The organism is Mycolicibacterium austroafricanum (genome assembly GCF_902705885.1).
GTDB classification, from domain to species: Bacteria; Actinomycetota; Actinomycetes; order Mycobacteriales; family Mycobacteriaceae; genus Mycobacterium; species Mycobacterium vanbaalenii_A.
In genome coordinates this window covers 67,550-80,929 of sequence record NZ_CACSIP010000008.1, presented here as the reverse complement: position 1 = coordinate 80,929, position 13,380 = coordinate 67,550, and the positions used below count along the sequence as shown (strand labels likewise).

Here is a 13,380-nt window from a genome sequence, read left to right as displayed (position 1 = left end):
GTTCGTTCGCAGGCTCACTCACGGCAGCGCCCTGATCGGTCCGCCGCGACTCCAGCCGAACACCCGTTTGGACCCTTCCTCGATCGTGGCGTCGGGCGCCTCGGCACTGGGCACCACCCGGGTGTAGCGCTCGATCGAGCCCCAGTCGCGGTACCAGTCGTCACGCAGATACGTCGGGATCGTCGACGTCCGCAGCAGTGCCTGGATGAACAGGAAGGGCCCACCGTCGTCGGCCGACTGCCACTGGTTCGACGAGGACACCAGCTGCTTGAAGTTCGGCAGGATCCGGTACTCCGGGAGTTCGGCCACCCCCAGGTGTTGGGCGAACGGCCGCTGGCAGGGGAAGTTCGCGGCGGTGGCGATGTCCATCAGCACCGGGGTCTCGGTGCCCAGGAACTCGCTCGCGGTCTGCAGCACCGGCACCCGCGGCGGGGTGAACGCGAACCACTGGTCGTCGGAGAGGTTCGGGTCGTCGGCGACGATACGCGCCACGTTGGCCTCCGCCGGTGCTGTGGACAACGGGAAGCGCAGGTTGCGCCAGGCCGTCTGCGGGAAGATGTCGATCGGCTGCACCTCGTTGAGCGCCTCATAGGAACCGTCGGGCCGGCGCACACCCCACTGCAGCTTCAGCGATTGCCCGTAGCTGAACTCGCCGTCCTCCTCGTAGTACCAGATGGCGCCCGCGGCGGCGACGCTCACCAGCGGCCGGTCCGGGGTGCGGGGGGGCAGCTGGTACCAGACCGAGGTCGCCTCGGCCGCCAGGGTGTTCTCGTCGTAGCTGCCCATCACCGGGGTGCGGTCCGGGTCCAAACCGAACGGCAGGAACACCCGGGATCCGTTGACGCCCTCTGGGCCGTAGCCACCGCCGGTGCCTGCCGCGTACGCGATCCCGATGTTCGGTTTGTCGACCGGTCCGTCGGAGTTCACCAAACCGGGATTGGCCGCCACGGGTTCGGCGGGTTCCAGCGTGTCGCTGACGCCGTTGGGGGTGAATCCCACCGGGTCCTCGCCGCCCAGCGGCCCGTACTCGCCGAACTGCTGGCCCGGAACCGGTTGCAGCATACCGGCATTGGTGTCGGGCTCGACCAGCACCGCGTCGGCCATCGCGCAGCTGGGTGGCGTCGATCCGGTGAGGGCTGACCGCAGCGCGGACAGGTTCGCCGCGCCGGAGGTGTACACCGGGTAGCGGCCGGCGGTGGCCTTGAGCATCGAACCGACCGACAACACCACCATGATGGTGGCCACCACCAGCAGCGGGGTGGACGCCAGCGCCCGGTTGCGCCCGGTGTCGGCGACCTCGGTGTGCCCGGCGTAGTCCATCCGGAAGTGCAGCCAGCCGGCGAGCAGGCCGCACGCGATCGCCAGCAACAGGAAGATCGTGGTGACGGGGAAACCGAAGATCACCGGTTGCCGGTCGAACCACGGCACCCCGTAGTTGCCGACGTAGAACCAGCCGTTGATCCCGGCGTTCGCCCATGCCAGCACGAACAGCAGGGCGGTCACGTACAGCGCCAGATTCCGGCGGCTGTGCAGGCCGACCCGGGCGAATGCGAACGCCGTGACCGCGCCGAGGGCGCCCGCCACCCCGGCGAAGACGCCGAACTGAACCCCCCATTTGGTCGGTGTGAAGAACAACAGCAGCAGGCCGATCGCGGTGGCCCCGGTCAGCCGCCACACCGGGCCGTTGACCGCACCGGGCACGGTGCCGCGGCGTAGCAGCACCACCAGCAGGCCGAACAGGCACAGCAGCAGGACCAGCACGGAGAAGCGTCGGGTCAGCGACGCGTCCACGCTGTCCTCGACCATCACGAAGTAGTAGCGCAGGAACTCCTGGTACCACGGGATGGTCGGGCCGACGACGTACTTGATGCGGGCCGACTCGGCGACCGTCGCCAACGTCTGGTCGCGGAACACCACGACGAAGATCAGCGACGCCGACGCCAGGAACGTGGCCAGTGGGGCCAGCGCGGCCGCCGTTCCACCGGCCACGCGGCGCTCGGCGATGATGCGGGTGATAGCGCGTCCGCCGACCAGCAGCGGTGCCAGCGCGACCAGGCCCTGCGGCGCCAGGGTCACACAGAACACCGCGACGACGATCGCGGCCGCGACGGGAGCCAGCCGACGCGACCCCACCGTGATCTCCACGAGCATCCACACGGCGATCAGCCCGAACGCGATCAGCGGTTCGGGACGCAGACCGTTGTTGAACGGCAGCCACGCGGCGAGGAACACCGCGCCGGCGGTCCAGACCGCCACCCGGTTGCGGGCCAGACGTCCGCCGAGGCGTGGCAGCACCCAGCGGCTCAGGATCAGCCAGGTGCCGACGGCGGCCGCGGTGGCGGGCAGCCGCATCCAGATGCCCGCGGTGCTGATCGACGCCAGCTGGGACAGGACGGTCTGATACCAGTCGAAGGGCGCCTCGGAGGTGCCGAAGAACCGGTAGTAGTTCGTGATGTAGCCGGCCTCGCTGGACACCCGGGCGATGGTCAGGTTGTATCCGTCGTCCGACGATTGCGGGCCGACGAAGTGCCACACCAGCAGCACCCCGATCACCCCGGTGTCGGCGAGCCACGTCGACAGGCCGGCGTGTCTGCGCCGGCCCTGCCTGGGCGGGCTTCGACCCGCGGTGCGGTCCAGCAGCACCAGGGCCACGATCGACGCCACCACGCAGGCGGCGCCGAGAACCATCACCGCGAGCTTGAGCGCGGTGGGAGAGGTGATGAACCGGGTGTCGACGTCGACGGTGGCGGACACCCGGGTGCCCGATGTCGCCGCCGGGGCGGCTCCGAAGTCTGCCGGCACCTCCAGTTCGGTGAAGAGGCCCGCGACCTGAGGCTTCTTCTCCGCGGCGAGGGTCCCGGCGGCACCGGGAATGCCGACGAAGTCGGCACCCACCTCGCCGACGTTCGCCCAGATGTGGATTTCGCTGCACGCTCCGGACTCCACGGCCTCCCGCGGCGCCACGGCGGCGACCGAGTCGCGGAATGCCACGACGACGACGTCGGCGTAGGCGCGTACGAACAGGCCGTTGCGTCCGGCCTCGATGCCGCCGGGGGGAATGGTGGAGAACACCAGTTGGCTGTCGTCGGGCAGAGTGGCCACGGCCTGGCACGGGATGACGGCGTCCAGCGACCGGGGAGCACCCGACACCAGCGGGGCGGTGACGCTGTCGATGTTGCCGTCGCTGTCGACACCTTGCGGCCACTGAATCGTGGCTGTCGTCTGGTTGACCGGCAGCAGCGGCGCAAGTGCGCACAACGCCATCCCCAGCAACCCGGCGACGATCGCGACGAGGCGGGCAGTCCGGTCAGGCACGAGGCTCGATGGTAGGCGAGCTAGCTGAGACGCAGCGGCGCTGGGCTCCACAAGCCGCTTCGCGTCGCCGAACCGAGATCCAATCGTGCTGGTTCGGCGTCAGGGTAATAGGGGGTCAGTCGCTGTAGGGCGCCCCAGTCCCGGAACCAGTCGTACTTCAGATACGTCGGGACGGTGCTGGTGCGCAGCAGGAGTTCGGTGATGCCGAGCGGGCCGCCGCCCAGGTAGTCCATCACCGGCGAGTTCGCCTCGGCGCCGAACCGGTCGGGCAGGATGCGCCACTGCGGCACCTCGATGACGCCGTTGCGGTGGTCGAACGGGCGTTGGCAGGGGAACGCCAGGCCCACCAGCCAGTCGAGGAGTACCGGGTCCGTCGAGCCGACGACGTCCTGGAGGGTGCGCAGCACCGGGATCCGGGGCGGGGTGAGCGCGATCCAGTGCTGTGGGCTCAGGTCGTCGTCGGTGGCGACCACGCGGATCCGGGTCGCGTCGGCCGGGATCGTCGACAACGGCGCGCGAAGGTTGCGCCACGCCGGAGCAGCGCCGACGTCGATCAGGTCCATCCGGCCTTCCGGTTCGTCGCCCTCGGCGCCGGCCCATTCCACGACGACCTCACCGTTGTCGAACCGCCCGGCCGCCGACACCACGAGCAGCGAGTCCGACCTGTCGTCCTCGTTCCACGCCGCGGGCAGCTGGAACCACGCCGACTGCAGGCTCGCCGGTTGCTGGGTGCCGCTGCGCCAGCTGCCCATCACCGGGACGCGTTCCGGGTCGAGGCCGTAGGGCAGGCGGGCTCGCGAACCGTTGACTCCTGCGGCGGCAGTGGTCCCGCCCTCGGTGCCGGCCTCGGTCTCGGTGGCCACCCCGCTCCCGGTGTCGGCGAAGTTGCCTGCGCCGGATTCCTCCATCACCGGATCGGCGGACACGTCGGAGGGGATTCCGTTGGGGCTGAAGCCGACTGCGGTGCCGGAGGTGGCAGAGCCCAGAGCTTCACCGACCGGCACCCCGATCGGCGTCAGCAGGCCCTCGTTGGGGTCCTGTTCCACCAGGACGTCCTCGGCCATGCCGCATGTCTTGCCGGCCAGGGACTCCAGGTTGGACCGGCCGACGGTCCACGCTGGGTACTGGCCGGTCATCGCCACCGTGAGTGACACCACCTGGAAGATCACCAGCGCCCACGTGGCCGTCGCCAACGGCGCCTGGCCGATGCCCCGCCACCGGCGCTGGCCCCCGTTGGGCGGTGCATCGCCGCGGCCCGAGAAGTGGAACCAGGCGGCCACCAGCAGGGTGAGCAATGCGAGGCCGAGCAGCATGCTGGTGAAGCCGACCTGCCACTGCGGGAAGTCATTCGACCACGGCACACCGAAATTCGAGACGTACCACCAGCCGTTCACCGTCGCGAACGACAGCGCCGTGACGAACAACACCGCGGCGGCGAACACCGTGCGGTTGCGGCGCGACCGCATCGCCGCCGCCGAGACGGCGACCGCGGCCAGCGCGCCGAGTGATCCGGCCAGCCCGGCGAACACGCCGAAGTGGTGGGTCCACTTGGTGGGGGTGAACATCATCGCCAGGAACGCAATGATGGTGATCCCGATGATGCGGCGGCTGGGACCCAGCGCGGTGCCGGGAATCCTGCCCTTGCGCAACGACATCGCCACCGAGACCGCCAGCGCGAGCAGCAGCGTCAGCACCGCGAAGCGACGGGCCACCGACCCGTCCGGGCTGGTGGTGAACAGTCGCGAATAGCGGATGTGCTCGTCGAACCAGGCCAGGCTCGGGCCGACGGCCGACTTGAAGCTGCTGGCCTGCAGTTCGGCTGCCAGGGTCTGATCACGGAAGATCAGGAAGATCGTGACCGTGCCGGCGGCGGCGATCGGCGCGAGCAGCGCTGCGTAGCCGAACCGCGACGTGTGGGCCGCCACAATGGTTTTCAACGGGCCGATGGCGACAAGCAGGGCGCCGATGGCCGCGATGCCGGTGGGGCCGGAGAACAATGTCAGCGCGCCGATGATGATGGCCACCGCGACCGGCAGCAGCCTGCTGGTGGCCACCCCCCGCTCGACCGAACACCACGTCAGCAGGATGCCCAGCGCGATGATCGGTTCCGGGCGCAGGCCGTTGTTCAACGGCAACCAGAACGCGAGGAACAACCCGGCAGCCGTCCACACCGCCGGCCGACTGTGTTTGACCGCGGAGCCCAGCCGGGGGATGACCTCACGGCTGATCACCCACCAGCAGGCCAGCCCCATCAGCAGTGTCGGCAGCCGCATCCACACGCTGGTGGTGCTGACATTCGCCCACAGCGCCAGCAGGTCGTAATACCAGCCGAACGGCGCCTCGGGGGTGCCGAACCAGCGGTAGTAGTTCGCCATGTAGCCGGCGTTCTCGGACACCCGGGCCATCGTCAGGATGTAGCCGTCGTCGGCGGTGTTGGCGCCGACGAAGTGCCACCACACCAGCACGGCGGTGACGACCCCGTCCAACGGCGACATCGACCACCACCGCGACGGCAGGAAACGCCGGTGCCGCATTCCGTCGGCCTGGTCCAGCACGTGCAGTGCGCCCAGCGCGATGACCGTCATTGCGACGCCGATGATCATCGCGAGCAGCTTCAGCACGGTCGGGGAGGTGCTGTAGCGCGAGTCGACGGTGGCCGAGAACTGCAGCCCCGGCGGGGCGGGACCGGACAGGTCGGTGAACACCCCGACGATCTGGGGGCGGAAGTCGTAGCCGCTGCGCTCACCGCGCAACGGCGCGTCCGGCTCGTCACTGTCGGGCCCCTGGGTGAGGCCGACGAACTCGCCGGTCACCTTGTCGGCGCGCGCAGTGAAGGTCAGTTCCTCACACGCCGGGCTGAGCACCTCACTCAGCGGGGCGCTGACCACCGGCGTGTTGCGGACGATGACGAGAAGGTCGTTGTTCACCCGCTCGATGAGCAGGCCACGGTCGATGGCGTTGGGGGCCTGCTTGGGGACGGTGGACAGCAGCACGGTGCGGCCGGGCCGGTCCAGACCGGCGGCGACGCTGCACGGCACGCTGACCTGCAGGTCGGTGGCGACGTACCCGATCAGCGGGGCGTCGACGCTGGTCAGCGTCTCGTTCTGCGGCCAGTTGAGCTCGGCGGTGGTCTGGTTGACGGGCAGCAGCGGGGTGGCGACGGCCAGCACCGTGCCCAGCAACCCGGCGACTATCGCGATGAGCCGCGCAGTGCGGTGGTTACTCGGCTCTCGGACCACGGGGCTAGATGCTAATTGGCTTGCGGATGGCCAGTACGAACGGCCCGATGGTTGTCACGTCGAACCGGGGATCCTCGAACAGCGCAGCGTCCAGTGCGACGTGGTACCGGCGCACATTGGGCTGGTTCGGATAGACGTCCTCGGCGAGGCGCAGTGTGTAGGTGTCGGTGGAGTCCCCGGTGCCGCCGCGACGCATCAGGAACACCGACGGCGGCTCCCAGGGCAGCGCATCCAGCGCGGCGATGAACTCGTCGGGATCAGACAGCACCGACCAGCTCTCGATGGCCTCGGCACGCTTCTCGAACTGCGCGAGCGGGTTGGCGTAGTGGGAGGTCAGCCCCTGGAAGCCGTAGTAGGGGTAGTAGGACAGGAAGCTGTAGTCAGCGGTCAGGACGACGGTTTCGGAGCGCGGGCGCTCGGTCACCTCGCGGATCCGGTCGTCGATCTCCGCGTAGTACTGCGCCGCCCCCGGCGGGCGACGGTCGGCGCGTTGTCCGTAGCCGTCGGTGTCGGTGTAGGCGACGACGATGTCGGAGCGCAGCACGTCGGGGATGTCCTGGCTGAAGGTGACCGCACCGAGCGTGCCGACCGCGGTGGCGACGGCGACGACCCTGCCCGCGTTCTCGGCGCGGACCCGCGCCGCGAGCGCGCGTGTCGCCTCAATGAAGCCGAAGGCTCCCGCCGCGGTCAGCAGGATCGTCAGGGTCGGCTGCAGCCGGAACGACAGCAGCGTGGTGCCGGCCAGCGTGGTGAGCATGGACAGCAGGGACCAGGCGTACACCGCCAGCACCGCCACGGCCAGCGCGCCAGCGCGGGTGGAGGAGCGTGCGTAGATCACCAGCCACAGCGTGCCCAACATGCACAGGGCCCCCAGCAGGGTGAACTGCAGCATCGGGAATGCCAGCTGGGCGCCGTCGACGGGAAGATAGTGCTGAGCGGTGCCGCTCGCGGCGCGCTCGCCTCGCGCCGCGGCGAGCAGGTAGGGGCCCCAGCCGATGAGGGCGAGCAGACCGGAGATGGCCGCGATAGTCAGCAGCCGCAGCAGCGGTTCGAACTTCCTGCGTGACACGGCGAGTAGCACCGCCATGATCGCCAGGGTGAACGCGGCATAGCCGAACAGCAGCGTGTAGGACAGCGCGGCGACACCGAGGAACAGACCGGTGGCTACCACCGCGGCCCAGCCGCCGCTCGGCCTGATACCCGGCTCGCCGGGGTGGGTCCGGCCACGGAGCCCCGACCAGGCGAGCACGAACACCGGCGGCAGCAGCACCGCGATGACGGCCGCGTACGGCTCGGCGGGGGTGTACGCCAAGGCTGCCGCCGCGGTGGCGGCCGAGACCACCAATGCGTATTCGAAGCGAATCATGTTGGCCCACAACACGAAAGCCAGCACGATGGCGATCGTGATCGAGATGATCGACCACGGTTTGAACATCTCCCACGCCGGGGTTCCGGTCAGGTCGGCCAGCCGGCCACCGATCCAGAACCATCCCGGAGGGTAGAACGGCGGCAACCCGATGTAGGTCATGTCGTTGAGCGCCGGTGATTCGGCGAAGCGGGTCATGTACTCGGTGCGGAACTGCTGGTCCACCGAGATGCCGAACAGGTACAGCTTGGTCGCGCCCAACGGCATCGCGAGCGTGACGACGGAGAACGCCGACAGGAACACCGTCGAGGCGAGCCACGCGACGTGGGCGCGCCCGCGCCGGTAGAGCCAGCCGCCGGCCAGCAGGCCGACCAGGCAGCCGACCTGCCCGACGGTGGTCAGTGCGTGCAGCTGGTTCGACGAGTTGTAGGCGGGCCAGTCCACCCGGGCGATGGCGGCCAGCGCCACCACGGCGAGCGCCGCGGCGACCAGCGCCGCTGCCACCATCTGGCTCCCGGTGGCCAGCGCTCTTGTACCCACAGATCAGATGGGTAGCTTGCGGAAGATCGGCCGCGGGATGTGGCGCAGCACCATCATCACGTATCGGAATGCGCCGGGGGCCCACACCAGGTCCTTGCCCTTGGCCGAGGCGGTCACCGCGAGTTCGGCGACGTACTCCTTGTCGACGGTCAACGGAGCTTCCTTGACGTGCGCGCTCATCCGGGTGCGCACCTGGCCGGGGCGGATGACCAGGACGCGGACGCCGTACTCGCGCAGCGCTTCTCCGAGGCCGAGGTAGAAGCCGTCGAGCCCGGCCTTGGTGGAGCCGTAGACGAAGTTGGACCGTCTGACCCGCTCGCCCGCCGCGGAGCTCATCGCGATGATCTGGCCGGAACCCTGCGCGCGCATCTTCTCGCCGAGCAGCACCCCTACCGAGATCGCCGCGGTGTAGTTGATGTCGGCGATCTGCACTGCCTTGCGCTGGTTCTGCCAGAGTTCTTCGGCGTCGCCGAGAAGCCCGAACGCCACGATCGCGACGTCGACGTCCTGTGGGTGATCCCCGCCCCAGGCCGCGTCGATCACGGCCGGATGGCTGTCGGTGTCGACGGCGTCGAAGTCGATCACCTCAACGGACTTGGCGCCGGCATCTTCGAGTTGCTTCTTGGCTGCCTCGCGCAGCGGATCGCCGGGCATGCAGGCCAGCACGATGCGGGCCTTGGCGTTGCGCAGATAGCGCTCGCAGATAGCCAGGCCGATCTCGGAGGTGCCGCCGAGAAGCAGGATCTTCTGCGGGTTGCCGGTCGCATCAAAAACCATCTAGAGAAGCTCCAGTCGTCGGGCCATGTCGGAGGCGAACACTCCTTCGGGGTCCACCTTGCGGCGCAAGGCGATCCACTCGTCGATGCCGGGATACATGGCATGGAACGTTTCGGCGGTGGTGCGCGAGTCCTTGGCGGTGTAGAGCCGGCCGCCGAACTCGAGGACCCTCTTGTCGAGGCCGTTGAGGAACTCGTTGAGACCGGGCTTGATCTGGAAATCGACGCAGACGTTCCAGCCCGGTATCGGGAAGCTCAGCGGCGCTTGGTTTCCCGGTCCGAACAGCTTGAACACATTGAGGAACGAGTAATGCCCGGAGCGCTGGATGTCGTACATGATCCGCTTGAACTCATCGACGGCCTCGGTGGGCACCACGAACTGGTACTGGCTGAAACCCGCTGAGCCGTAGGCGCGGTTCCATTCGCCGACCATGTCGAGCGGGTGGTAGAACTGCGTCAGGTTCTGCGCCTTGCCGCGGTAGGACTTGCCCATCCCGTACCACACCGCGGTCATCGCGCCGAAGATCAGCTTGTTGCCCAGTCCGCTGGGGAAGACGTCGGGCGCGGTGAAGTATTGCGGTGCATCGAATTTCAGCGGGTCGCGCTGCAACTTCTTCGGCAGCTGATCGATGGTCGCCAGGGAGCCGCGGGAGATCACCGCACGGCCCAGCGCCGGTGGCGGGCTGATCGCGTCGAACCACGCGCTGGAGTAGGTGTAATTGTCCTCGGTGCCGTCGCTGTGGAAGGCGATGGTCTCGTCGAGCCCGCTGGTGACGTCGCCGTCGGCGATGAAATATGCGGTCTCGGTGGGCGTCATCGCGATGGTCGCCCGCAGGATGACGCCGGTGAGGCCGTTGCCGCCGACGGTTGCCCAGAACAGATCGCTGCCGGGTCCGGTCGGGGTCAGGTGTCGGACCTCGCCGTCTGCGGTGAGCAGGTCCATGGCGCGCACGTGGTTGCCGAAGCTACCCGCGCTGTGATGGTTCTTGCCATGGATGTCGCAGGCGATCGCACCACCGATGGTGACCTGTCGGGTGCCGGGCAGCACGGGGACCCACAGGCCCAGCGGCAGCGCGGCGCGCATCAGCTGGTCGAGGTTCACCCCGGCGTCGACGTCGACCAGCGCGTCGTCTGTGTTGATCGAATGGATGCGGTTGACGACGCTCATGTCGATGACGAGGCCGCCGCCGTTCTGCGCGTTGTCGCCGTAGGAGCGCCCCAGTCCCCGTGCGACCACACCTCGGGGACTGTCGGTGTCGGCGACCTGGGTCACCGCCTTGACGATGACGTCCGGATCCGGAGTCGACAGCACCTGCGCCACCGACGGGGCGGTGCGGCCCCAGCCGGTCAGCCGCTTCGCGGTCGTCGGGAAATCGGTGCTCAACATCGTCACAGAGGGTACCGCTTGGCTTCCCGTGGTCAGCGCAGGCGGAAGATGACGGTCCGCTGGACCAGGAAGTTGATCACGGTGGCTGTGCCCTGGGCGATGACAAACGCGACCGGCACCCGCCAGGGCTTGTCGTCGAACTCCATGTAGAAGATGTAGTTGATGCCGACCTGGACGGCATACGTCACGGCGTAGAGCACGACCACCGCGACGAACCGGGCGGTGCTCGGCGGCGCCTGGAAGGTCCACCGCCTGTTGATGAGATAGGCGGTGGTGGTCCCGGCGATGAAGCTGAGGGTCTTGGCGACGTTGACGTGCAGGCCCGCCGCCAGCAGTGCCACGTACAGGGTGAAGTCCACGACGGCAGCCAGCCCGCCCGTCGCGACGAACCGCCAGACCTGCGTCTTGAGGCTCAGCTGTGGTGATATCGGGGGCTCTGCCACCCGGGCAGCTTACGGGCTGGGGTGCGACGCCCCCGCGTCAGAAGGGCGGTGGTCTGTTGTGCTCGGCGACGAGGTCGTCGTTGAGGCGCCGCTCGGCGGTGATGGCGCGGGCACGGTTCTGGGCGCGGTTGTGTCGGCGGCGGGGCATCATGGCGCCGCGATGTTCGGTGTTGGTGTTGCGGGGTGGGTCGCCGTCCCACAGGACCGGGGTGGCTGGGCCCAGAGCGGGGAACAGGGCTGCACCCGCGGGGTGGGTGGTGTAGGTGTGGCCGGTGGGGCTCGTCCAGATGATGGTGCCGTCCGGCAGTTGTCGGTCCTGCCAGCCGGTGGCGCCGGTCCAGAAGGTTTTCAGCAGGTGGTGGAACCGGCATAGGCATTTGAGGTTGGACGCGTGGGTGGGGCCGACCGGGTAGGGGACGGTGTGGTCGATGTCGGAGTCGGTGGCCGGGGCGTCACAGCCGGGGAACCGGCAGGTCAGGTCGCGGCACCGGATGAAGTCGGCCAGAGCGCGGGAGGGGATGTAACGCGTTTCGGGTAGGGCGCCGCCGGGTTGGCTGACGGTGCGGATCCGGGCGCGGGCCATCAGCGGGCTCAGCAGCACCGCGGGCAGGATCCCGGCCCCGAACACGAACGCCGGCGCAGCCGGGGCGCAGGATTCGGGACCGCTCTCGTCACCGTCCTCCCCGACGGGATCGCCGCCATCACCGGGACCGCCTTGGCCCGGATCGCCGTCGCCAGGTCCGCCGTCGCTGGGATCGCCAGCATCACCGCTGTCGGTTTCGGCGGTGATCGTGTCGCGGTCGGCGACGATGTAGATGATGGTGTTCTTGTCGGGGGGATTGCCGCGGGTGGCCTCGCAGTCGGCGTCGCCGCACAGGCAGCTCATCGTGGTCTGCTGGATCAGCGCGCTGAGTGCGTCAGCGCGGCGTTCCTCAGCGCCGCGGGGGTCGCGGTCGCACACGCTGTAAGCCATCTCCTGCACGCACTTCTCATCCAGGGCGGCGTCGGCGCTGAACAGCCGGGCCCACAGGCTGGTGTAACCGGGCGGGTCTCCCGGGGAGCCGAACTGCACATCACGGTTTGGGACGCCGTCGCGGGCGCGGCGCAACGCGCCGGGATCGTGGCGTTCGATCAGCTCGTCGATGGCCTGTGCGGTCTTCTTGATCGACAACGCCCCCCCACACCCCGATCCGCTCAACCAACTCGGCGTCCACGGCGGTCATCACCGCGGGGTCTTCGATCAGGTACGTGCGCCACACGATGGCCCGCACCAGCATCTCGCTGATCAGCCCGGCTTCGAACAGTGCCGCGACTTTGGGCAGCCGGTCGCGCAGCGCTACCCCGCGGTGGGCCTGATGCGAGGCCAACGAGCGGGTAATGGTCTGGGCGGCTGCCAACTCAGCGACCACCGCTGCCTCCGGGTCGATCCACCACGATTCCCGGTCCCCGGCTGGCAGGGCGGTGCGGCGGACGAAGATCTCGGCCATCACCGCCAACTTGCGGGCACACGCGGCGTTCTCCGTGCGTGCCCACCCGAGGGCGGCGTCGATCAGTTCGGCGTCGCTCAGCGCGGCCAGGTCCGCGGTCTCGGGGAGCCCTCCATCGAACATACTTCGAACACTAGTTCGACCCACCGACAAGTTTCGTCGATGTGTTTCTGCCAGCGGCCGTGCAATTCCTGCCACCGGAATTAAACCCCTGACCTGCTGGTTTGAGCCACCAGAACCGCAAGAAGACAGCAAAACGTCGAACATCTAGGGAGCAGAACAATGAAGAACTTCACCGCCGCCACCACCGTCACCGCCATCGCCGCCGGATTCACCGCCGCCTTCATCGGGCTGGCCGGCCCCGCCGCCGCCGGGCCCTGGCCCCCGAAAGCGGCCCCCTCGGGAAACAGTGCAGCCGACACCATCGCCGCGCTCGAGGTCGACGGCAACCGCGTCATCGTCAACCGCCAGGGATCGACCGCACTCGACAACGCCGAGGTCGTCTCGGTCCGCCAGGGCCAGCCCATCCGCGAGTACGTCTGGGACGCCGAGGGCGACGACAAGGTCCTCGAAACCACCGGCAACGTGGTGTTCGTCGATGTCAAGTAACCCGACAGAGCAGAAAGGGGCATCTCCACCCGGAGGTGCCCCTTTCCTTTTGCGTCCGTCCCCGCAGCAAGTCACGTCGATGCCGAGCCAGTCCGAGCCAAGGCGCTGCGGACATGCGGTGTGGATTCCCACCCGCATTCGAGGTGTGTAGCCCTCCATCTCAACAGATCTGAGCGCGTGGTCCTCGGCAGGCACGTCGGCGCACCAACTTGCGCGCA

Annotated in this window: 9 protein-coding genes and 1 pseudogene; 1 reads left to right on the top strand and 9 read right to left on the bottom strand. The window is 68.7% G+C overall.

Annotation, left to right across the window (positions count from 1 at the left end; all coding sequences use genetic code 11):
• Positions 1-18: 18 nt before the first annotated feature.
• The 8 genes from BEMPMBAN_RS07125 to BEMPMBAN_RS33030 all read right to left on the bottom strand — a co-directional run bounded on the left by BEMPMBAN_RS07125 (position 19) and on the right by BEMPMBAN_RS33030 (position 12,676).
• Positions 19-3,264 carry an arabinosyltransferase domain-containing protein gene (locus BEMPMBAN_RS07125; protein WP_159229682.1) on the bottom strand — a complete coding sequence of 1,082 codons (3,246 nt, stop codon included), beginning with the start codon at positions 3,262-3,264 and terminating at the stop codon, positions 19-21.
• 71 nt (positions 3,265-3,335) lie between these two features.
• A complete protein-coding gene (locus BEMPMBAN_RS07120) occupies positions 3,336-6,554 on the bottom strand; it encodes an arabinosyltransferase domain-containing protein (RefSeq protein WP_159229650.1) in 3,219 nt (1,072 codons plus the stop codon).
• A gap of 4 nt (positions 6,555-6,558) precedes the next feature.
• A complete protein-coding gene (locus BEMPMBAN_RS07115) occupies positions 6,559-8,427 on the bottom strand; it encodes a galactan 5-O-arabinofuranosyltransferase (protein WP_159229681.1) in 1,869 nt (622 codons plus the stop codon).
• 36 nt (positions 8,428-8,463) lie between these two features.
• Positions 8,464-9,237 (bottom strand): decaprenylphospho-beta-D-erythro-pentofuranosid-2-ulose 2-reductase, encoded by a 774-nt coding sequence (dprE2, locus tag BEMPMBAN_RS07110; protein ID WP_159229649.1) that lies wholly within the window; start codon positions 9,235-9,237, stop codon positions 8,464-8,466.
• Positions 9,238-10,623 carry a decaprenylphosphoryl-beta-D-ribose oxidase gene (gene dprE1 / locus BEMPMBAN_RS07105; protein WP_159229648.1) on the bottom strand — a complete coding sequence of 462 codons (1,386 nt, stop codon included), beginning with the start codon at positions 10,621-10,623 and terminating at the stop codon, positions 9,238-9,240.
• A gap of 32 nt (positions 10,624-10,655) precedes the next feature.
• Positions 10,656-11,051 carry a GtrA family protein gene (locus tag BEMPMBAN_RS07100; protein WP_159229680.1) on the bottom strand — a complete coding sequence of 132 codons (396 nt, stop codon included), beginning with the start codon at positions 11,049-11,051 and terminating at the stop codon, positions 10,656-10,658.
• 52 nt (positions 11,052-11,103) lie between these two features.
• Positions 11,104-12,237, bottom strand: a complete 1,134-nt coding sequence (locus BEMPMBAN_RS32920; protein ID WP_337761680.1) for an HNH endonuclease signature motif containing protein — start codon at positions 12,235-12,237, stop codon at positions 11,104-11,106.
• Complete coding sequence (locus tag BEMPMBAN_RS33030) at positions 12,140-12,676, bottom strand: DUF222 domain-containing protein (RefSeq protein WP_159229646.1); 537 nt, start codon at positions 12,674-12,676, stop codon at positions 12,140-12,142. Before BEMPMBAN_RS33030 ends, BEMPMBAN_RS32920 begins: the two co-directional genes overlap by 98 nt.
• A 159-nt stretch (positions 12,677-12,835) precedes the next feature.
• Here BEMPMBAN_RS33030 and BEMPMBAN_RS07090 point away from each other — a divergent pair, with 159 nt between their 5' ends.
• A complete protein-coding gene (locus tag BEMPMBAN_RS07090) occupies positions 12,836-13,162 on the top strand; it encodes a hypothetical protein (RefSeq protein WP_159229645.1) in 327 nt (108 codons plus the stop codon).
• A 24-nt stretch (positions 13,163-13,186) separates the two neighbouring features.
• On the opposite strand, the pseudogene BEMPMBAN_RS33135 reads toward BEMPMBAN_RS07090, so the two are convergent.
• Positions 13,187-13,363, bottom strand: a pseudogene (locus tag BEMPMBAN_RS33135) (adenylate/guanylate cyclase domain-containing protein); the annotation flags it as partial.
• Between the last annotated feature and the right edge of the window lie 17 nt (positions 13,364-13,380).